This is a genomic window from Acinetobacter guillouiae (genome assembly GCF_002370525.2).
Lineage (GTDB): Bacteria > Pseudomonadota > Gammaproteobacteria > Pseudomonadales > Moraxellaceae > Acinetobacter > Acinetobacter guillouiae.
Genome location: NZ_AP014630.1, coordinates 3,695,341 through 3,717,663, shown reverse-complemented (window position 1 = coordinate 3,717,663; position 22,323 = coordinate 3,695,341). Strand labels below are relative to the sequence as shown.

The 22,323-nt window shown below is 36.3% G+C and carries 19 protein-coding genes, 1 other RNA gene and 1 pseudogene; 11 read left to right on the top strand and 10 right to left on the bottom strand.

Annotated features, from left to right (window positions below):
• Positions 1–51: 51 nt before the first annotated feature.
• A complete protein-coding gene (locus AS4_RS22080; protein ID WP_096734993.1) occupies positions 52–255 on the bottom strand; it encodes an amino acid transport protein in 204 nt (67 codons plus the stop codon).
• A 203-nt stretch (positions 256–458) separates the two neighbouring features.
• On the opposite strand from AS4_RS22080, the gene def reads away from it, so the two are divergent.
• A complete protein-coding gene (def, locus tag AS4_RS17250; RefSeq protein ID WP_004817516.1) occupies positions 459–938 on the top strand; it encodes a peptide deformylase in 480 nt (159 codons plus the stop codon).
• Positions 939–1,000: 62 nt separating this feature from the next.
• On the opposite strand, the gene glpK is transcribed toward def, so the two are convergent.
• Positions 1,001–2,482 carry a glycerol kinase GlpK gene (gene glpK / locus AS4_RS17245; RefSeq protein WP_096734992.1) on the bottom strand — a complete coding sequence of 494 codons (1,482 nt, stop codon included), beginning with the start codon at positions 2,480–2,482 and terminating at the stop codon, positions 1,001–1,003.
• Between the two features lie 130 nt (positions 2,483–2,612).
• On the opposite strand from glpK, the gene ssrA reads away from it, so the two are divergent.
• The 4 genes and pseudogenes from ssrA (at position 2,613) to AS4_RS17225 (ending at position 7,023) form a co-directional block, all read left to right on the top strand.
• Positions 2,613–2,971, top strand: a transfer-messenger RNA (tmRNA) gene (gene ssrA, locus AS4_RS17240).
• A 306-nt stretch (positions 2,972–3,277) separates the two neighbouring features.
• Positions 3,278–4,261: an amidohydrolase family protein gene (locus tag AS4_RS17235; RefSeq protein ID WP_096734991.1), complete on the top strand. Its 984-nt coding sequence runs from the start codon at positions 3,278–3,280 to the stop codon at positions 4,259–4,261.
• Between the two features lie 63 nt (positions 4,262–4,324).
• Positions 4,325–5,672 (top strand): annotated as a pseudogene (locus AS4_RS17230) (MFS transporter).
• Positions 5,673–5,760: 88 nt separating this feature from the next.
• The gene (locus AS4_RS17225) at positions 5,761–7,023 is read left to right on the top strand and encodes an OprD family outer membrane porin (protein ID WP_096734990.1); all 1,263 of its coding nucleotides are present in this window, start codon (positions 5,761–5,763) and stop codon (positions 7,021–7,023) included.
• Between the two features lie 56 nt (positions 7,024–7,079).
• Here the strand turns inward: AS4_RS17225 and AS4_RS17220 are convergent, their stop codons facing one another.
• Entirely contained in the window at positions 7,080–7,967 is an 888-nt protein-coding gene (locus AS4_RS17220) for a LysR family transcriptional regulator (RefSeq protein ID WP_096734989.1), read from the bottom strand.
• Between the two features lie 659 nt (positions 7,968–8,626).
• Between AS4_RS17220 and AS4_RS17215 the strand changes: the two genes are divergently transcribed.
• Together AS4_RS17215 and AS4_RS17210 are read left to right on the top strand one after the other, a co-directional pair.
• Positions 8,627–9,817 (top strand): Fic family protein, encoded by a 1,191-nt coding sequence (locus AS4_RS17215; RefSeq protein WP_096734988.1) that lies wholly within the window; start codon positions 8,627–8,629, stop codon positions 9,815–9,817.
• A gap of 164 nt (positions 9,818–9,981) precedes the next feature.
• Positions 9,982–10,443 (top strand): hypothetical protein, encoded by a 462-nt coding sequence (locus tag AS4_RS17210; RefSeq protein WP_096734987.1) that lies wholly within the window; start codon positions 9,982–9,984, stop codon positions 10,441–10,443.
• Between the two features lie 231 nt (positions 10,444–10,674).
• Here AS4_RS17210 and AS4_RS17205 read toward each other — a convergent pair whose 3' ends face one another.
• Entirely contained in the window at positions 10,675–11,121 is a 447-nt protein-coding gene (locus tag AS4_RS17205; protein WP_264757323.1) for a GNAT family N-acetyltransferase, read from the bottom strand.
• A 273-nt stretch (positions 11,122–11,394) separates the two neighbouring features.
• Positions 11,395–11,862 (bottom strand): hypothetical protein, encoded by a 468-nt coding sequence (locus AS4_RS17200; protein WP_096734986.1) that lies wholly within the window; start codon positions 11,860–11,862, stop codon positions 11,395–11,397.
• Between the two features lie 446 nt (positions 11,863–12,308).
• Between AS4_RS17200 and AS4_RS17195 the strand changes: the two genes are divergently transcribed.
• Positions 12,309–12,890, top strand: coding sequence for a DUF4189 domain-containing protein (locus AS4_RS17195; RefSeq protein WP_096734984.1), 582 nt, complete (start codon positions 12,309–12,311; stop codon positions 12,888–12,890).
• 157 nt (positions 12,891–13,047) lie between these two features.
• Positions 13,048–13,407: a surface-adhesin E family protein gene (locus AS4_RS17190; protein WP_004817324.1), complete on the top strand. Its 360-nt coding sequence runs from the start codon at positions 13,048–13,050 to the stop codon at positions 13,405–13,407.
• Positions 13,408–13,553: 146 nt separating this feature from the next.
• Here AS4_RS17190 and AS4_RS17185 read toward each other — a convergent pair whose 3' ends face one another.
• Together AS4_RS17185 and AS4_RS17180 are read right to left on the bottom strand one after the other, a co-directional pair.
• On the bottom strand, positions 13,554–13,991 hold the full coding sequence (locus AS4_RS17185; RefSeq protein ID WP_004817322.1) for a hypothetical protein: 438 nt from the start codon (positions 13,989–13,991) through the stop codon (positions 13,554–13,556).
• A 152-nt stretch (positions 13,992–14,143) separates the two neighbouring features.
• Positions 14,144–14,482 carry a hypothetical protein gene (locus AS4_RS17180; protein ID WP_096734983.1) on the bottom strand — a complete coding sequence of 113 codons (339 nt, stop codon included), beginning with the start codon at positions 14,480–14,482 and terminating at the stop codon, positions 14,144–14,146.
• Positions 14,483–14,613: 131 nt separating this feature from the next.
• Here AS4_RS17180 and AS4_RS17175 point away from each other — a divergent pair, with 131 nt between their 5' ends.
• The gene (locus AS4_RS17175) at positions 14,614–15,375 is read left to right on the top strand and encodes a DUF4882 family protein (RefSeq protein ID WP_096734982.1); all 762 of its coding nucleotides are present in this window, start codon (positions 14,614–14,616) and stop codon (positions 15,373–15,375) included.
• A gap of 187 nt (positions 15,376–15,562) precedes the next feature.
• Here the strand turns inward: AS4_RS17175 and AS4_RS17170 are convergent, their stop codons facing one another.
• The 3 genes from AS4_RS17170 to paaZ form a co-directional block, all read right to left on the bottom strand.
• Positions 15,563–16,804, bottom strand: coding sequence for an OprD family outer membrane porin (locus AS4_RS17170; RefSeq protein WP_096734981.1), 1,242 nt, complete (start codon positions 16,802–16,804; stop codon positions 15,563–15,565).
• Between the two features lie 20 nt (positions 16,805–16,824).
• Positions 16,825–18,201 (bottom strand): MFS transporter, encoded by a 1,377-nt coding sequence (locus tag AS4_RS17165; protein ID WP_096734980.1) that lies wholly within the window; start codon positions 18,199–18,201, stop codon positions 16,825–16,827.
• A 783-nt stretch (positions 18,202–18,984) separates the two neighbouring features.
• Positions 18,985–21,054, bottom strand: a complete 2,070-nt coding sequence (gene paaZ, locus AS4_RS17160; RefSeq protein WP_227548167.1) for a phenylacetic acid degradation bifunctional protein PaaZ — start codon at positions 21,052–21,054, stop codon at positions 18,985–18,987.
• Positions 21,055–21,358: 304 nt separating this feature from the next.
• Between paaZ and paaA the strand changes: the two genes are divergently transcribed.
• A complete protein-coding gene (gene paaA, locus AS4_RS17155; RefSeq protein ID WP_096734978.1) occupies positions 21,359–22,300 on the top strand; it encodes a 1,2-phenylacetyl-CoA epoxidase subunit PaaA in 942 nt (313 codons plus the stop codon).
• Positions 22,301–22,323 lie beyond the last annotated feature (23 nt).

Here is a 22,323-nt window from a genome sequence, read left to right as displayed (position 1 = left end):
TTTAAAAGTATTGCGATAAGCTAGATTCTAATAGATTTAAATATTGATCACTTACAGGCGAATTAACCACGGGATAACACTTAGAATAATACCGCATATAGACATAATCATTGTATTTTCAATAAAATAAGGAAAAATCATCAAAGTGATGCCACAGATAAAAGGCATGTTCATTCGCTGTCTTTTCCCATAGATAAAATAGCCTAAGCCAATTGAGCTAAAGATCAAGCCTAAGAATAGGGGTGCTGTATTCATTATTTTCAACGATAGACTGGACGGTTGTTATTTACACGATCATGATTAAAAATGGCTTAAAAGACAAGCTGTCATTTGGTTTGGCTAGATAGAAATTCATTTGTACATAACCTACATACTTTTGCACAATAATTGAATTGGAAAGCGCATTTCAAATGCTACACTCTATTTATTCAATTTACATTTGATCAAGGTACAAGATAATGAGTGCCGTGTTGCCTGTCGCCCAACGTGGTGAAGACGTTTTAAAATTAATCGCAGCGCCTGTGGCTGAAGCTGAGTTTTCAAGTACTTGGCTAAACGAATTATCCAAGGCCCTACAGGCCACCATGTTAGAGCGTAATGGTGTTGGGATCGCCGCACCACAAGTCTATGTTTCTAAACGGGTGATTATTGTTGCTTCAAGAGCGAATCCTCGCTATCCAGATGCACCTGAAATGGATGCAATTACAATGATTAATCCTGAAATCTTAGAGCAGTCTGAACAGACCATCTTGGGTGAGGAAGGATGTTTAAGTGTGCCCAATGAAAGAGGGCAAGTGGCTCGTGCTGAAGCGGTTACTGTGCAATTTTTCACGCTGACTGGCGAAAAGATTATTCAACAGTTTCATGGTTTTCCTGCACGCATTGTGCAACATGAAATCGACCATTTAAATGGGATACTGTTTGTTGAAAGACTTTGAACTGAGTAAGCTTGGCTAAAAATTTATCTTGAATTTTAACCAAGCTTTTCTAAGTAGAATTGCTAATTGGACTTCGCGCGCTGCAAAGCACCATTCCATAAGCTTAAGTGATATTGTCTTTGGTCTGCGCTCATCTTCGGCTCAAAAGCGCGATCTAATTGCCAAGATTCGGAAATTTCACCGAGGTTATTAAAAACACCTGCCTTTAATCCTGCCAATGCAGCAGCACCCCAAGCGGTAGATTCCAAAAGTTTAGGGCGTAGCACAGGTACATTTAAAATATCTGCCTGAAATTGCATCAGCATATCATTTTGGCTTGCGCCACCATCTACACGTAATTGTTTTAAGGGTTGTGCAATATCTGATTGCATTGCAGTTAATACATCTGAAACTTGGAAGGCAATGGATTCTAAGGCTGCTCTGGCAATATGTGATTTATTGGTTCCACGTGACATTCCACAAAGTAAAGCGCGTGCTTCACTGTCCCAATGTGGCGCTCCCAAACCTGTAAAGGCTGGAACCAAAACGACACCATCTGTAGTGTCAACTTGGCAAGCTAACTTTTCAACTTCAGCACTATTTTTGATAATTCCTAAACCATCTCTTAACCATTGCACAATCGCACCAGCCATAAATACACTGCCTTCTAAAGCATAATGAGATTGGTCTTGGCACTTCCATGCTAAGGTGGTGAGTAATTTATTTTTGCTATATTGAATATCTGTTCCTGTATTGAACAGCATAAAACAGCCTGTGCCATAGGTATTTTTGGCTGTTCCAGCTTCAAAACATGATTGTCCAAAGAGTGCAGACTGTTGATCACCTAATACGCCACAAATTGGAATTTCTGCGCCAAGAAGCCCTGTGGCGGTATTGGCAATATAACAATCGGATTGGATAATTTTAGGCAGAACACTCGCTGGGATATTAAATAATTCAATTAATTCCGCATCCCATTGCTGTGTTTTTAAATCCATCAACATGGTACGTGAAGCATTACTTGCCTCGATGACGTGCTCGGAACCTTGGGTTAAATTCCAAATCAACCAACTGTCGACTGTACCGAATGCGACATGATTTTGTTCAGCCAGTGCTCTTAAGCCTTGCACATTTTCCAATAACCAAACCAGCTTTCCAGCACTAAAATAAGGATCTATTCTTAATCCTGTTTTTTTGTGAATTTTTTCAGATAAATTGTTTTGAACTAACTGATTGCACCAATCTGTAGCGCGACGGTCTTGCCAAACGATGGCAGGGGCCAGTGGTTTACCTGTCCGCTTATCCCAAACTACTGTGGTTTCACGTTGGTTGGTTAAACCAAGGGCTTTAATATCTTTGGCCAGTAATCTTGCCGATGCGATTGCTTGTTGTACGACGGTGATTTGTGTGGTCCAAATCTCCATCGCATCTTGCTCAACCCAACCCGAATGTGGGGTTTTAATTTGGGTTTCCCGTTGAGCAGAGGCATATACCTTTCCATGCTCATCGAAGATAATTGCTCTGCTAGAGGTCGTTCCTTGATCAAGTGAGAGTAAATAGCTCATCTTTTTTATATTTGTCCCTTGAAAAATAGTGATAGTAGCGCAATTATAGAACTAGGCGCATCATTTGATATAAATGTAGTGAATTATCTGCTTAATTTGCAACAATTATGTTATGATGACCGTGTTATCTGGGGATGTTATTGGCTTCGACGCCGATGATGAAGCTCATAGATGCATGCCGAGAGCGCATTTTCTCTCGTAAATCAAATTTGCATATTTTAGTCGCAAACGACGAATCTTACGCTCTAGCTGCCTAAGGGCAGCTTGTCCGCTTCACTGAATACTTGTGGTCAGTGGACCCGACTGTAGCGCACGCACACAAGTCCGTATAAAGTCAAGCCTCGGGGCTTTATACTAAACTTAGAGGATCGCGTTTTGTACCCTGTTCGTCGGGTCACTTAATGTTAAAATAATTGACGATATCTAAGCATGTAGTATTCTCGAGTGTAGTGTTGGCGGACGCGGGTTCAACTCCCGCCATCTCCACCAAATTTGTAAATCATGATCTGTCACTTAGTTATACGATGTATCATGAAACTTAATAAAGCCTTGAAATTTAACAGTTTCAGGGCTTTTTTAATGCCTGAATTTCTATCATGGACATAGACAGGCATTATTTGAAAATCACTTATCTATTTTACATATCGTTTAATTAATATTTGCTAGCAATGTCCAAGTCGATCAAAGCTAATTTAACTTTCATAAAATGAAAGTTAAGTTTCCATAATTAATATTCTCGTATTCTTTTGATCCATCTAATCTACATCTATACCTTTATAAATTATGGAGTGGTAAATGAAAGGGAAGATTGCTTTAGAAGAACATTTTGCAATTCAAGAGACGCTGGGTGATTCGGAACGATTCTTTGTACCAGATGTTTGGAGAATTAAGCGGAGTCAATTACTAGATATAACCGGAGAACGTTTACGCCGCATGGATGAAACGGGTATTGAATACTCAATCATTTCTTTAAATGCACCAGCGATTCAAGCGATACCAGATCCCAAAAGAGCTGTTGAAGTTGCAAAAATTGCAAACGACACCTTAGCAGAATTAATCGCTAAACATCCTAATCGTTTGGGAGCCTTTGCTGCCTTACCATTACAAGACCCAGAAGCAGCGACAAAAGAACTTAATCGCTGTGTAACAGAACTTGGTTTTGCGGGTGCTTTAGTAAATGGTTTCTCAAATTTAAATAACGATGAAACAGCCAAATATTATGATGCTGAGGAGTATTTAGATTTTTGGGCTGAGGTTGCTAAACTCGATGTACCATTCTATTTACACCCGCGTAATCCACTTTTAAGTCAGCAATTGGGTATCAAAGATCATCCTTGGTTAATGGGCCCTGCATGGTCATTCTCAGTTGAAACAGGTGTACATGCACTGCGTTTAATCGGTTCTGGTTTATTTGATAAGTATCCAAATATTAATATTATTTTAGGACACCTAGGCGAGTTAATTCAAAATAATATTTGGCGTACATCGCATTGGGCTTCAGCGAATGGCCGAAATCCACTCGGTGTAAAAGCAGAAAAGCCATTTATTGATTATTTCCGTAAGAATTTTTATTTAACAACAAGCGGTAACTTCCGCACAATTACCATGAAAAATGCAATTGATGAAATTGGATCGGATCGCGTTTTATTCTCAAGTGATTATCCATTTGAAGATATGGAAGAAGCGACGCATTGGTTCGATCATGCCGAAATTGGTGAAAATGATCGAGAAAAAATAGGCCGTCATAATGCACACAAATTATTCAAGTTAAGCATTTAAAGTAGCTCAAGCCAATAACAATGATTGTTATTGGCATTTTTAATGCAGTAAAAGGATTTTATGATGAAAATAATACTAGATATACAGCAAGCCGTTGATACTAGAAAATTATCTCTGCAACAGTGGATAATATTTATACTTTGTTTTTTGGTGATTCTAGCAGACGGTATTGATACTGGGGTAGTCGGGTTTATCGCTCCTGCATTGTTAAGATGATTGGGGGATCACTAAAAATGATCTACGCCCAGTGATGAGTGTTGCCTTAATAGGAATGGCGATTGGAGCAATATTTGCAGGAATATTAGCCGATAAGATTGGAAGAAAATGGGTCATTATTGGTTCTGCATTTATTTTTGGTGTTTTAACAATCCTGACAGGTACTTCAAATAACACGACTGAAATGGTGATATATCGATTCCTAACGGGATTAGGACTTGGTGCTGCAATGCCAAATGCTGCAACACTCGTATCTGAATATATGCCAGCGCATCGCCGTGCATGGATGGTGAATTTATTATTTTGTGCGTTACCGCTTGGTATTACGATTGGCGGTGTTTTATCAGCAGGACTTCTATCAAATCATGGTTGGAAAATGGTCCTCTATATAGGCGGAGCTATTCCTGTAGTGGTTGCCGTTGTATCAGTTTTTCTTTTAAAAGAATCGCTACATTTTTTGATTAAAAAACAAGGACAAGTCGAAGCATTAGAAATTGTAAAAAATATACAGGGTAAATTTATCGATGCAAAATTAGTTCCTGTTACACCTCTAGATGCTGAATTAAATGAAAAAAATACCAATCCCGTTGGTCTTGTCGTCGGCAAGTTTATTGTACCCTCTGCAATGATGTGGCTCTGCTGCTTTATGAGTTTATTGGTATTTTATGTACTTACAAGTTGGATGCCCACGCTTCTTAAGGAATCAGGATTTACACCAGAACAGTTTAGTTTAGTCACAGCAGTTTTCCCATTTGGTGGTGTTGCAGGAACAATCCTCATTGGTTGGTTTATGAGTAAATATGACGTGAATAAAACCATCACTTTTGCATATTTTATATCAGCCGTATTATTCGTCATAACAGGATTTCTTACACAAAATATTTATTTACTCGCATTGTTTATTTTCTTAGCAGGTGCTGGTTTGGTTGGCGCACAATCCTCTTTGCCATCTTTAGCCGCGATATTTTATCCTGCAGAATGCCGTGGAGTTGGTGTTTCATGGATGCACGGATTAGGCCGTTTTGGTGCTATTTTCGGGGCATTTTTCGGCGCTTATATTTTCACATTTAATCTCGGTATGAGCGGTATTTTCTTCGTACTTGCAGTGCCTATTTTAATTTCGGCGCTAGCGCTTTATTTGAAAGGGCGTTATTCAACTTCTAACGTAACAATTCCTCAAACTTCAAAAGTTTAAATAAAAAAACAATAACGACTACCTCAATTATTTTCAGGTAGTCAGGATTTTTACACCTTAAAGATTTAAGTAAAAATAGGTACATATCATGAAGAATATATTTTTTCTTGGATTCGTCGGCCTCACGACTACACTTCCTACAATTACAAATGCTGAATTTATCAAAGATCGTAAAATCTCGTTAACGACAAAAAATTATTACTTTGATAGAGATTATATAAACAATGTTCCATATCCTGCAGCAAAAGATTGGGCTCAAGGTTTTATCCTAAATGCTAAATCTGGATATACCAGTGGAAATGTAGGCTTTGGTTTGGATGTTCTTGCTTTAGCAGGTTTTAATCTTATGGGAAATAACAAAGATTATGCTGCTTCAGGTTTATTGCCTGTAGATAGAAACAATGAGCGTCCTGATCAAACAGGAGAGTTGCGCTGGACCCTGAAAACCAAAGTAAGTGATTCGACAGTTCATATCGGGACACTTTCGCCGATGTTTCCAGTAATTTTTTCAAGCCCTGCACGGTTATTTCAACAGAATTACCGCGGTGCACACGTGCAGTTTAATGAAATAAAAGATCTTAAGCTTCATGGATTATATGTCGATCGAGTCAATCATAGGGACTCAACGAACTATGAAAAAATTCGTATAGGAAATATCAATGGCCGATTTAAAACAGCTGCTGAGTCTTCAGGCTTATATATGCTTGGTGCTGAATATCAATTTAGTGAAGGCGTTAAAGCGGATCTATATCACGCAAATTTGCATGATGTATATTCTCAAAATTTTATTGGTATTAAAACCAAACATGATGTCGGAATCGGTCATGTTCTTGGAGATTTTAGAGCGTTTCTCAGTGAAGATGCTGGAAAAGAATTAGCAGGGAAAATAGACAATCAGCATTTAAGTGGGATTGTCGGTTTAAATATTCATAATCATACATTGAGTTTAGGATATATGCACTCTTTAGGCGACACCGCAATGCCAACATTGGGTCATGCTGAACCTGCAGTATTTATGGATAGTATAAGTGCTGATTTCACCAATCAAAATGAAAAAGTTATCAGTGTTCGATATGACTATGATTTTAAAGATACTGCTTTAGATGGTTTAAAATTTATGGCGAGATATAGCCAAGGAACTGATATCGAAATTCCTCGGTTAAAGGGTGAGGTATTTGAAGAAGACTCTTACGATTTTGATCTAAATTATCGCATACCTCGTGGAATGCTCAAGGGTGTTGGTATCCGTGCTCGCTATACGCGTTATCGTAATGATTTACCTAATGAGAGAATCGTATTCAGACCCGCCAATGAGACGAGGGTCAATGTTGATTACACGTGGAAATTTTAAAGCATAAAATAAATGGAATGTTATCGGCGGTTTGGCTTATAACATTCCAAGGAAATTCAATAATTAATATTGTCTTTGGTAAAGTTAATAAAATCTTTAACAACCTCTCTCTTTTTTAATTTTGAATACACCATGTAAAGAGATAATTCAGATGAATGATTGTCTTTAAAACACTCAATTAATATACCATCTTCTAACTCTTGTTTGACCTCGTGATATAAACGATATCCGATACCAAATCCTTGAATCATCCATTGGTGTGTAACTTCTGCATTATTGCTTTTTAAATAAGGCTGTACATGAACTTCAAATATTTCATCATTTATGCTGTATTTCCAATCTTGATATATGTGACGATTTCTTATTAGGCAAATGCAGCGATGATTGAGTAAGTCTAAGGGATGTTTAGGATAGCCAAATTTATTAAAATATTTGGGTGAAGCACAAAATATACGTCTAGTATCGAGTAAAACTTCTGAGTTGTAGATTACATTATTGGGTTGTTCGAGTTGGAAAAGGATATCGAGTTCATTTTCCACAAGATCCATTTTCGAGTCAGAAAGAATGAGTTCGATTTCTAGATTTGGATGCGGTACGCTAAATTTTGCTACTAAATCACCTAACTTACTACGTCCAAGATAATTTAAGCTACCAATACGTAATTTACCGGCAAAAGAATTCACATTTTGAGAAACTTCTTCATGAACTTGTTTCATTAAAGATGTTATATAAATACTACGATCTAATAATAATTTACCAGCCTCGGTTAAATCAAATTGTCTAGCAGATCTGTTAATGAGCCTCTTACCATAAAAATATTCAAGTTTTGCTAACTTTCTACTTACTGTTGGCAGGGGAATATCCATTTCAATGGAAGCACGCGTCATTGATTTTGATGAGGCTAATGTTATAAAGAAATCTAAATCACTAATTTCACCTTGCATAATTTGCTTTCCGTAGCATAAATCAATTTAATTTTTGCATAGCACACCTTTGTCCTAAATATAATTAATGCTTTTTAAAATTAAATTTGAAGTGTTTGATGAGTTGTTAACTTTTAATTTTTTTCAAAAATCCCATTTTCATTAAACTTTAAAAATAACGATTTGAGTTACAATGGTCATTATAACAGTAGTTAGGATGAGTATGAGGAAAATTAATATTTTGAAAAATCTAAGTTTAATTTAAAAATCTTAAATAAAATTGAATAAAAAGTGTTATGGCTAAATATGCCATAGAAAAATATGATTCTTTTAAAATTGAGCAGCAAAATAGTTTTTTCATTGAATATTCAGCCTGTAAAGCGAAAAAGTGGAGTGCGCACAAATAACATTCAATAAATTAGCAAGAAGGTTAGATAAATACTGCGTGACCAGTTTCAACACATTAAAAACGGTGTAATAAGTACGATGTATTTTAGATAATTTCTCAATACGACTAAGTTTATGATATTTATATATTTTAGTTAAAACTTTTCTTTTTGACATTTTTTCTGACACTTTCTTTGACATTTTTTTGATATTTTTTATTAAAAAATTGACTAAATAACTGAAATACAATAATAATGATTTGACATTTTCTTTGACATTTTTTCTGACAAAATATGCCTGAACAAAGTAAAACATGGATAGATGAAACGACGTTAAAAGTCATGACATATAAATCAGGCTTTTTTACTTTTCAATTGGGTTTTGAACATACTCAAGTCCAAGCAATGCTCAATCGTGTCAATGATTCACAAAAGCGCTTTAACAAAACCCCAAGTTTACCCTTAATTATTGACCAAGTGCAGGATAAGGTATTAGCAAGCAGTATTTACAGTACCAATACTATTGAGGGAGGGCAATTTACAGAACAAGAAACTGCAAACATATTAAAACAGGACCCTAAGACTATTCAAAAGTCAGAAGAGCGAAGACTGACAAATTTAAAAGAATCTATTGAATGGATAAAAAAATCCAGTTCTAAACAGTTAAAGCCTGTAGAAGGTAAGCCTTTTGAACTTTCTACGATGTTTCAATTACATACACTAGTATCTCAGAATTTAGAAGAGCAACATAATCCAGCAGGGCAGTTACGAAATAACCAGCCAACTCAAAAAACAATAGTTGGTAATGATTCTCATGGGGGAACCTATCGACCACCCAAGTGCATAGAGGATATTGAATATCTTATTCAGGCGTGGATAGAATGGTTAAATAGTCCAAACGTAATTAATCAACCAGCGATAATTAGAGCAGGGCTAGCACATTATTATTTTGAGCTCATTCACCCATTTTGGGATGGTAATGGACGTACTGGGCGTCTGATTGAAATGTTTATTCTTGAGCAGTCAGGATATCGGTTTAGTTCATCTGCTATTTGGAAGTATTATCAAACGAATATCCATGAATATTTTGCTTTATTCAATCAGTGTAGAAAACTAGCTGATAAAAAGGAAGATAACCCTAATCAACCATTTATTGAATTTATATTGAATGGTATGTTTGAAACAATTGAATATCTTCATGATGAAAGTAATAAATTAATCGGATATTTGCTTTACCAAACAGCTTTAAATAACGCTAAATTTAGGAAGGAAATTTCAGATAGACAATTCAATCTTATTCATAATGTGATGCGAGTGATGAGTGAAAGTAATAAATTTTTGTCAAAAGCAGAACTTTATCGTATTCCACAAATCCAGATTTTATATGATAGAAAAACCGAAAGAACATTTTATAGAGATATTGATAAGCTTGTTGAATTAAAATTTTTATCTGAGCAGGATGGATTGATCGTTATGGGAAATTGATTAATAAGTGAATCCTTTAATTTTTTGTATCAACAATTTCAGCGCTTTTTCATGCCTAAACATCTATCATGGACATGGACAGGCATTATTTGAAAATCACGCACATTACAAATAAGGTATGATACATCGCGATGACTTTCACTATTTTGAGTTGAGTATACTTGATGAAAAAAATATTAATGTTGCTTATTAGTCCTGTAATTGCTGGTTCTGTGTATAGTGCTGAAGATTGGTCGAAAAGACCTCAATCCTATGTATTTTTACAAAATGAAGAACCTCAATATGGGAATAAAAATAGTGAACATGTTGATTTTTTTGAGTTGTCTAAGCAACAAGAGCAAGATCGTATCGCTCAACGTGATGTAAATGTCGCAAAAATGTATGAAAATCGAGCAAATACTTCTAATATGAGTCCATTTGAAAGATCTCAATATCTTCTGAAAAATAATGATACTCATGCTTTGAATGCACATGAAAGCGAGCAACAGCTAAAATCATTGCAAAAGGCCCGCAATAGAGGGGTCATTTCAGAGCGTGATTATCAACAGAAAATGATTAAGCAAAATCAGATGCCTTTAGAACAGAAAAATAATCAACTTAAATATTCAATCCCTGTAGGGGAGTGATGATGAACATCTTTAAGTGTGATTGGTGTTGAACGAGTTTTTTAATTACTTATTTTTATAAAGAAGTACCTTAAGGTACTTTTTTAGCACATTAAAAATTCAACCTCTCTTCTCTACAGGTTGAAATCGTTATGAACAATTCTATAATCTTTCGTTATCTTTGATTTAAGTTTTTATCATAGTATTTACGATTCATCCGTATTACCTAAAAAACATTAATTTAAAACGTAATTATATTAGAAGGTTAGAATAAAAATAAACTAACTCTGGATCACCATCATCAAGATTTTCTATGTGACCGCTCGCGATAAATCCAGAATTTAATAATAACTTCTGCATTGGCAAGTTGGATCGATTCGTTGTGGTAAAAAGCTTCGGATGTTGGCATTTTGACTTTAATGCGTTCAGCAATACACGTCCCATACCACAGCGACGATAAGGTTCTCCGACCATCAGCATCTCAATAAAACCGCATCCGAAAAAATGGTAATTTAGAACGCCGTAGCCCATCACTTTTCCATTTTTTTCAACAAGAAAGCAGACACCCTGCATACACCAATTGTGGATTTGTAATATTCGCTGCGGATCGTGTGAGGCAACACTGTCGATAGCGATTAAGTCTTTAGTGTCAGTTTCAGTCGCTAGGCGAATAAGCATATGTTCATTTATATCAGTCATTACACTATTCACTATAGCAAAATATATAGACCAATTTAAAATTATGGTCGTGATAAGAAATTCTAGATAGTTTCTTTATAGATCAATCGCCTAATAATAGCCTTGCCGCAAAAAATAGAATCAGGGCAGAGTAAAGATATTTTACTTTGAGGTATTGATACTGTTGCTAAACACAATGAGTGTAGCGCTTTGAATCATGCGAAGAATAAAGTGCTCAAGTGAGCCTAAATCAGATATAAGCTCATTTGAAATTATAGGCTTTAAGCTACGCTATCACTTCTTTTTATCACAACCGATCACTATGGCATCGGTGATGATGTTCGTTTTATCGGTGTACAGGGTGATATTGCAAAAGTAATCGATAACAGTCCGATTTTCTGTATATCCAGTCTTGCGATAGACCGGTTCGCTACCAACTGGCATTTGGCCAACCACGCCGCCACCACCGATTCCAACCATGGTCGTCTTTTGGCCAATATACTCAACACCTGTCTGCACGAAAACTTTTTCTGGTGTTACATGAGTCTGCACTCGATTCCACCCATAGAAGCCACCACTACCATACGACGATGGACCTAGACCATGATCAGGTTTGCCAAATATTTTAAATGCATTACTGGCTGGTTGCCCGACTAGTTTTTGTGCAGCCACTTCGACTTCATTGGGTTTGGTGGCTAAGGTGGCGCAAGCGCTGATACTAAGCACCATGAGGGTGACACAACTATATTTGAATAACGGCATGAAAGAGACTCCTGAAATAATCAATGTTATACGTACAGAGCAGAGCGAGATATTAATTCATCATAATTTATTATTTGGTATATATTTCACACGATTATATCGCATAATTATTGATAGTCAAAAGCCCATTCCCACTGAAATAGTTGGGTGTCAATTTTCCGCTACTCATAGTCCATTGCTGATCTTTTTAAAAGGTGCGACCCTCGTATTGAGAGCTGTTTTGGATAAACTTTGTTATATTGAATTTATTAATTAATACATTGATTTAATTTATAATATTGCGTAAATGGTAAGTTGTGTTTAGCATAATCATGAGGATGAAAATAAGCAATGCTAATTCAAAATTTGAGTTTAGTGATGAATTATTTTAAGATTTAGAACGACTAAAAGTTAATTTATAAATGATAGATATTTCACAAAATAATTTACGGCATGGATGAAAAATTATGGCTAAATACAATAGACCGCAGATCATACAATTTTTTATATCGTTAATTTCTCTTACTCTATTTTCTTTAACGATGTCAGGTGTTGCGCATGCTGAGGGGAATTGTCCTCCGGGCTATTATCCTGTCGGTGGTCAAGGTGTACAAGGCTGTGCGCCTATTCCAAATTATGGAAGCAGTGGGGGATATTCAGCTCCAAGCTATCGGACACCAAGCACAGAAGGTTATGTGGCTTCGAGTACAAATGGTGTAATCGGTGTGGCTACTGCAAAAATTTTCCGCGGAAAGTTAGAAGAGAAAGCATTACAAGCTTGCGAAAAAAAAGGTGGGACTGATTGCAGAATTTGGTTTACTTATGATGACAATCATTGCGCGACTATAGGGCAAGCTGAAGGAACAAATAGGTTGTATAAAGCACGAACAACGGCGGGTGAAGTAAGCGATGTTGTTCCAATGTTAGTCCCAGGAAGTAGAAAAGCTTTAGGACGGAAGAAAGTTTTAGAGGCGTGTCGTTATGATGGCTTCCCAGAGACTCAATGCAAAATTATTTATGAAGATTGCCGGAGGCTTAATCTTCCATAAGCGTTTTATTTTGTGATTAAAATATGAAATACAAAGCTTGGGAATAAGGATTCGGAATCAAGCTAATATGATTTTTTGGGATAAATTAAACCTCCCTAAGGAGGTTTCTTTTTGAGTTAATTATTAGTATCTTATCGTCAATAATTTAGGGGGACTCATGAAAGGAATAATTTTAATTTCTAGTTTGTTGATTTCAAATTTGTGTTTTGGAACTGACTGGGTAGAGGTTCAAAATAAAGAAGGAAATTCAGTCCAAGTTGATATGGACTCAGTTCAATCTATATCTAATCAGAAAAAATTAGCATGGATGAGAGCCATGAAAAATGAAGATGGGGACTTGATAAAATCAACAATGCACGTTGAAGTTGATTGCTCAAAAAAAACTTTTAAAAATAAAGAATTAATTATTAAAACAAACGAAGAAGTAGTTTTTCAAAATAGTAAAATGAATAATAAAACCTATAACCCAAAGCCTGATTCGGGAGCTTGGTTGATTCTAAAAACTTTATGCACATAAGAAAACAGGAATAGCTTTTTGTATTGGCAGCTTTATAAGAATTACTTCGAGTACTTTTGCTTAATGAATGAGATGGGGCTTGGCCTCTGAGAGAGTTATGTATATAGAGCCAATTATGATATATAGAGGCTAAGTTAAGGTTTTTTTTATTTTTTCGATAAAATTAATTCCTGACTTCCGTTGTAAAAAATTAATGTATAGTTTTTTAAAATTTTCCCTTTCGAATTGATATAGAATCTCCCCTTAACAGGAACTTTCCATTCTGAACCAACATTACTTAATAAACTAATCCAAGCATGTCCACTAAAAACAAATATTTTGTTATTTTCTATATGAAAATCTTCAAAATAAATAGCATCACACCAAAAAGTATCAGATTTACCAAAATCTACTTTAGAAAATTTCCAACAACTTAAGAATGCAAAGTTGCTTTCAAACCATCTATCTTGATAGCTGAACTGAATATAATGATGAATTGCTTCTGCTGTAGTTTTTTCTAATTGCAGAACTCTTCGCTGAATACGTCTTTTACTTGAATAAATATACTTAGAATGTTTTTCTTCTTGGTATTTCTTTCTTTCCATGGCTTGAATTATTACATTGTAGTTTGTCTAAAATTAACATGATACATCTTATATTAGTTGCTTGAAGTTCCTCTATAAGCATCAATATCATACACTATGCAGTTCTAGAATTCAGCACACTGGAACAGTTTTACCGAGTAAGTCTTAAGTTTTTAAAAGTGGACTTTGATCTGTTTATCTGCCGTTCTGCATCGTATTTTTTGCTGTTCTATAGGTAAACCAATGAGTTCATCATAAGCATTCATTACCTGTTCATCTGTAGGGTCAATCTGTTCACGGGAAACCTTACATTTCTTTTGATTTTTTAAAAACAAAGCACTTAAGCTTTTTCCGTAAGTTGAATTTTCATCTTTATCACAAAGACTACTAAGAGCAACTAAACGAGCAAATTTTAATTGTTGAACTTGGATTTGACATGATGATTTGGATTTTGGTAACTCAGCCCAAGCTCCACCACTAATTAAGAGGGTGAGAAGTAGGAATTTTTTCATTTTTTGATCCTTTATTTTGTTCATTTAATGATAGGTTTTTTATTGAATAGTTGGTAAATTTTTATCGGATTTATTTCATAAAACTCATTTTCTGTTCTATATTTTATTTTCAAAATAACAAGGAATGGATAATGAAAAAATTAACAATAGCATTGGCAACTGGATTGATGAGTATGAGTGGGTGGAGTGCTTGTAGTTATAATTTTGATGCGACACAAGCTCAAATATCTGCAGTTTTCTCAGGATTTCAGAAATTCCCCAGTATAGTTGGACAAAAGACATCATTTACAACAGCTGTCACTCCAGAGAACTCTCAACAGATGTATATTGCAGCAAATGGTAATGCAATTTCAGGTCAAAGTAATGGTAGTGCTGTTCCACAGAGTGGAATCTTCGCTTATGAATACAAGATTAAAGTGCCAACAACCTTGCTTCCTAATAATGAACAGATATTTATGTATCCTAATTATGCTGATGCTTATTACGATAATGGAAAAGGTCAAATAGTAGCTCTATATGCAAATCATTTACTCGGTAGTACCACTCCAAATAAAGTCACAATTGGCGTGGGGAGTAGTGTTGATGGTGCAACAGGTATGATTGAGCTGCCTTTGACAAGTACAACTGATGGATATCAAAAAATTGGTATATATGTTAACCAAGATACAAAGCAGGTTGGTGTCATTTATAATGGCGTTAATAAGGGTTATGTTTCAGCAAATCCAAGTAAGATTAATAGCTTAGCTTTTACAAATGGAATGGCTTACTATGGAACAGATTCGACTTCACCTAATATTGGAAAGGTCCATTCAGTAGAACTGATTACAGATAAAAATCAATTCCAATTTACTTATCCAACAGGTACGAAAGATATTTGTGGAAATACAATTTAAAAATTTTTTGTAATACAAAACTCTTCGATTTTTATAAATGAAAAACGAGTTTCAGTGATTTTAAACAATTGGGCCTAGTCAGACAACATTGCCTTATATTAAGCGACAATCAGCTGAGATAAACGTTTTTTCCTCATCCATGCCTGATGAAATTCATCAGACATGAATTGAAGCGATTTCGATACGATTAGAATTTGTATTGATAATTGATAAAGAAACGATTTTCTGTAAAATCACTCCCATAATCTTGCTGGTAACGTGTAAATAAGTGCTGTAAAGACAGTCCTTTTAGCGCAGGTTGCTGAAAATTATAGGTAGTCAGAACATCAAGTTCGGACTCTTTATTTTTATCACCATTGCTCATTTTAATATCCCGCCCAACCGCATATTTTGCAATGCTGTTTAAACCGAGGATGTAATCTTTAAAGTCATAACCATAAACAAAATGCCATGATTTTTCATTTTCTTTAAAAAAGCCGGTGACATTCCAGTTAATAAAATAAAGCTCAGGTAAAAAACCATCAGGCAAAGGGTATGCGTCTCCAATAATTCGTTGATAACCGACACCTAAAGTGTGATTGTTCAGTTTCAATGTTTCCAATAAACCTACATTTTGGCTATCGATGTGTAAAGCACTGCTATTATCTTGCGAATTAAAATATCGTAACTTTGAATGCAGGGCGATATTGTCAGCAATTGGGTATTGATGCTCCACACCTAAATAGTGTTTATCATATAAATTTTCTAAATGCCCATAGTAATAATTGATATTAAAATCTTTATTTACATCATAAGATAAATTCAGGTAATCCAATCCATCTGAATAATGTTTTATACCTTTCTGCGTATAAGAAAATTTATAAAAATCCTCCTCGTTGCGGGGAGAGTTTTTCGACACATGACCAAGTTCGACTTTAAGTTTTTCCTGAATTGGAAATTTTAAGTTCACACCTTGATAAGTCGTTAAAAGCTGACGGCTTGTGTCGATTGCGGTCATGGGTAAATTGAGCCATAACTCACCCACTCTCAATTCTGCCTGATCATATTTAAGTTTAAGTGTACCCCCATATTTTAAATAGTCTGCTGCTTGTTCTTGTTTGACTGGGTCAAAAGGCAATACGGTATCATTGACATGTTTGTCATTGCTTAGACGTACCGCATATTGCATTGAACCATCAACGCCAATTTGCAGAGGATGTTCTAAAATTTCAATAGGGGTGTCATAAAATTGTGAATGATAAAATAATGATACGCCTTGTGACCAACTCCCCGAATCTTTGACATTTTCTTGATCAAAATTGCGATCAATATAGGCATTTTTTAAAGTTAATTTCCATTCATCTTTGGCTAGCGCTAGTTGTGTAAAAGCACAAGTATTGATGAATATGAGCGTAGTAAAAATCTTTGTAAATGGTGTATTGAATAACATAAGGCATCCTTGACTTAAGTTTATTTCCAAATGAAGGGTGATTTTTTCTGGGTTTCTTCAGCATCAGGTTCTAAAGCAATACCTGTACGGTCTTTAAAAATACAAATCGCTAAAAAAGCAATCACGGACATCACGGTTAAATATGCGCTGACTAAATAAATGCCGTTTACTTTGCCGATTAATGCTGCTGCAATTAATGGCGCGAACGCACCGCCAATGATCGAGCCAATCGCATAAGTGATGGATATACCTGAAAAGCGAATAGAAGCAGGGAAGAGTTCAGAATAAAAGACAGCTTGCACACCATAGGTGATTCCAATACCCATTGATAATAGGGCTAGGCCTGACATGATGTAGCTATAGTTGCCTGTACTGATCAGTGGGAAAAGCACCAGAGCGGTAATGATTTGAATCAATGAGCCGAAAATATAAACTGGTTTACGTCCAAATTTATCTGAAAGCACTGCAGATAACCAAGTAAAGAAGGTCCAAATAACGGCAGAAATACTGATCAAGGTCAAAATGATTGGACGCTCTAAATTTAGACCATTTGGATTGGTGGTAAAGCTTTGAATAAAGCCACCAGCAGTCATGTAGCCCAGCGCAGTTGTACCAGCTATCAATAATGCTGAACTAAAAATGACTTTTTTATACTGTCCAAAAAGTTCACGGATCGGTTTTTGTGTGGTGCCTTTCTGTTTTAATTCCTCAAAAATAGGGCTTTCTTCAACTGAACGGCGAATCCAGTAGCCTAAAGCAAAGAGAAAAATACTGCATATAAATGGAATTCTCCAACCCCACGCTAAAAACTCTTCTCCTGGTGAAACATAGCCAGTCATGATCACTAAAACCAGTGATGCCAGTAATAAACCAAGTGGAACACCGAGTTGTGGGAATGAGCTAAATAATCCACGTTTGTGGGTTGGTGCATGTTCAACGGCCATCAATACAGCGCCGCCCCATTCACCGCCAGCGGAAATTCCTTGTAAAATACGCAGTAAAATTAAAATGATAGGCGCGATGATACCTACGCTGTCGTAGGTGGGTAATAAGCCAATTAGGGTTGTGGTTCCACCCATCATGATTAACGTAGCGGCTAGAACGGTTTTACGTCCAAACTTATCGCCAAAATAACCTGCGATAAATGCGCCAAAAGGCCGAAAAATAAAACTGATCCCTACAGATGCAAAAACCAACAGGGTGGCAAAGGCCGGACCTGCGGGTTTAAAAAACAGTTGATTAAAAACTAAGCCTGCTACAGCGGCATAAATAAAATAGTCATACCACTCTATTGTGGTCCCAACAATCGTTGCTATCGCAATTTTGCGAGTACGTGATGCCGATGAAGTGGGAAGTGCAAGCGTCGAGCCGTGCAATTCTGCTTGAGAGTTTTCCATAGCTTTTCCTTTTTGTATTTCACTTATGCTTCAATCTATTCTTGGTTTTTTGATTGAAACAAAATCCTTGTCGTATTGACTCATCATGAATCAATCGAATAATTATGCTTGAATATTTTTTAAATGGATACATTATTTTTTAAATAAAATAAAAATGGTATCTTTTTAATTTAAATTGGTAATGTTTTTAATTTTAAATAATGATATTAAAATATTTTAAATCAAATAATTGTGAGTTTTGTTTAAGTATTGGTTTTGTTTTTTATTTATAATTTGATACTAAAATTAATTAAATTATGATTTTTGGTATCTTTTTAATATCTTTTATTCAGTCTTTTGCAACAAGAAAACCCAAATAAACTGATTTGGGTAAATATGATTTTGCAGACGAAGTTGAATCAGGTTTTGTATAAACCCTTATAAGTTATATCTTCACTCAGTCATCCAATCGATTAAGTTGTAATGTGTGCTGTCGTGTTATCAATCAACGTTGTATCCGTGTGAGCAATCACCTCATCTAAAGTTATTTTGGTCGTGTTTAATTCCATGAATTTTATCTTTATTTAGGCAAATACATCATCACGACCAACAATGTGATTTATTAATGCCGAGATCGCTAACTGAAATTGCATCTGTTCAGTATTTATTCTGAGATAATTTATTCTAGGATATGTTTAAAAAACTCCCCTAAAGCCTAGCTTGATTGCCACACAATGACTGAGGCTAACTTTGGAAATTTAGGGGAGCTAATTCAATAAAAATTAGTTTTAAACAGACGTTTAATTAGTCACGATTGACTAAGGTTAAAATATCGTAAGTGGCAACTAATTCATGGCGCTGGTTTTTTACTTTAATGTCCCAAACAACAACGCCGTGGGCTTTTTGGCTTGGGTCTTGTAAAGGTTTCGGGTTTTTTTGTTTACAGGTTAATTCGACTTGAATGGTATCTCCGATTTTAACAGGCTCTACAAAACGTAAATTGTCCATCCCATAGTTTGCAATCACTGGACCTGGTGCTGCATCTACAAATAACCCCGCAGCGGCGGATACGATAAAATAGCCATGCGCAACACGATCACCAAATATTGAGTCAGCCGCAGCAATTTTGTCCATATGTGCATAGAAGTGATCTCCACTTAAGCCAGCAAAATTGACAATATCAGCTTCTGTCACAGTACGGCGAGCAGTCAATAGGCGTTCACCGATACGTAATTCATCAAATGATTTTTTAAAGGGATGAACTCGATCTTCAAAAATCTCTGAACCAATAGTCCAACTATGACCAATTTGTGTCATGGCTTTGGGTGAACCTTGGATCGCTGTGCGTTGCATATAATGTTTTACCGCACGTAAACCACCTAATTCCTCACCACCACCAGCACGACCTGGACCGCCATGAACTAAGTAAGGAAGAGGCGAACCATGACCTGTACTTTCTTTGGCATTTTCACTATCTAAGATATGTACACGACCATGCCAAGGTGCAATTTTGGCAATGATCTGCTCTACATTTTCATCCGCATTGCGCACCACAGAAGCAACTAAACTACCTTCACCCCGTGCAACTAAATCAGCCAGCTCTTGAAGGTTTGCATAAGGCATTAAAGTAACAACTGGACCAAAAGCTTCTATTTGATGAATGGTCGTGGCTTGGCTTGGATTTTTACAGACTAAAACAGTCGGTGGATAAAACGCGCCTTGTTTAGGATTTTCAGCTTGAATGGTGAAATCTTGACGAAGGTGGCTACCAAATACAATTTCAGCCTCTTGATTGAGTTGCTCTACTTTTTCAGCCACATCATGTTTTTGTTTTACACTGGCTAATGCCCCCATAGTGACATTTTCACGTTCAGGATTACCCACGACCACATTTTTTAATTTTGTGATTAACCGTGTTTGTACTGTTTCAAGTAACTCTAGGGGAACAAAGGCACGACGGATTGCAGTACATTTTTGCCCGGCTTTTGTGGTCATTTCACGAAAGACTTCTCGTACAAATAGATCGGTTGTTTCCGTAGATGCCTGTTGAGTCAAAATAGCACTATTAACAGAATCTGCTTCCATGGTAAATGGAATTGAATAATGATTTAAATGCGCTGTTGCGCGTAATTTTTGCCCAGTGGACGCAGAACCTGTAAACGTTACTATGTCTTGAGGGTTTAAATGTTCAAATAAATCATAAATTTGACCGCAGATAAGCTGTAATGCACCTTCTGCTAAGATGCCGCTAGCCAAAATGTCTTTGACAACAGCGTGGGTCAATTCTGCACCTTCCGTGGCCGGTTTAACGATACATGGCACACCTGCCAATAATGTAGGGGCAATTTTTTCTAACATTCCCCAAATTGGAAAATTAAAAGCATCAATATGCACAGCGACACCAGCCTTTGGGCTAAGAATATGCTTTGCACCAAAGGTACCGTTTTTAGACAGCGGAATCCAAGCATCTTCAACCAAGGCGGTTTCATCGCTGAGTTCACGACGAACTAAACTCGAATAGGCGAATAAAGTTCCGATCCCACCCTCGATATCAATCCAAGCATCTTTACGGGTACAACCTGTTGCTTTGGCAAGTTCATAATAGTTTTCTTTGCGTTCCAGCAAATATTGAGCGACTTGTTTTAATGCATTGGCACGTTGATGAAAAGTCAGTGATGCAAGTGCAGCACCTTTTTGTTTTGCATAATCAACAATGGCTTGCGTGTTGATTCCTTGACTACTCACTTGATAAATGGCTTCACCTGTTATCGCATGATAGACAGTACGGAAGTCTTGCTGAGCGATATATTCTTGTCCATAAACCAAAGAGCTTAATGTTTTAATCGCAGGCTGCGTGGTTGATTTTGTGGTCATTTCATCGGGTTCCGTATGGGGTATTGCCGTATCTAAATCAAGCATTAGTCAAACTCCTTTTGTGATACGTTTTAGAAGGTTTTCTATTTTTAATGACTCATAATTTGTCTTTTAAATTTAAAAATGTCAAATTTTTTTAGCTTAATATTGTGATTTTAAAAATATAATAAAAATAATTTTAATTAAAACAATCATCTGCAAAAATAAATTTTAAAATAATTATGATACATAAAAATATGTATTGATTTTTTATTTGTATCGTTTTAGTTTAAATAGCATAACACTTGGGATAAGTGAGGACACAATGAATAATCAGCAACAATATTTCGATCAATCTCTCGAAAAAGATATTTCGATTGAACCTAAAGATTGGATGCCAGATGCATATCGTAAAACTTTAATTCGTCAGATTGGACAACATGCACACTCAGAAGTTGTGGGAATGTTACCTGAGGGCAATTGGATCACGCGTGCACCAAGCTTAAAACGTAAAGCTGTTTTACTTGCTAAAGTTCAAGATGAAGCAGGGCATGCATTGTATTTATATAGTGCGGCTGAAACTTTGGGGGCCGATCGTGATGATATGATGGATAAACTCATTGTTGGGCAGATGAAGTATTCATCAATTTTTAATTATCCAACCTTAACTTGGGCCGATGTTGCTGCCATTGGCTGGTTGGTTGATGGTGCGGCAATTGTCAATCAAGTTGCGTTATGTCGTACCTCTTATGGCCCCTATGCACGTGCCATGGTGCGTGTATGTAAAGAAGAAAGTTTCCATCAACGCCAAGGCTTTGAAGCCATGATGCAGTTGGCAAATGGGACACCTGAGCAAAAACAATTGGCCCAAGATGCAGTGAATCGTTTTTGGTGGCCTGCACAAATGATGTTTGGTCCGAGTGATGACAATTCTCCAAACAGCGCGCAAAGCATGCAATGGAAAATTAAACTCTTTAGTAATGATGCACTCCGTCAGAAATTTGTGGATAACACGGTACCACAAGTTTTACAGCTGGGTTTGACTGTGCCAGATCCTGACTTACGTTTTAATGAAGCAACAGGACATTACCAGTCTGGTGAAATTAATTGGGACGAATTTTTTGACATTCTTGCAGGTAAAGGCCCATGTAATCACGAACGTATCGAAGCACGCCGTAAAGCGTGGGAGGGTGGCAAATGGGTACGTGATACCGCTGTGGTCTATGCACAAAAAAAGCAACAACAAGCTGCTGCCAAAGTTGCTTAGTTCAGCGTTTTAGTCAAATTTAA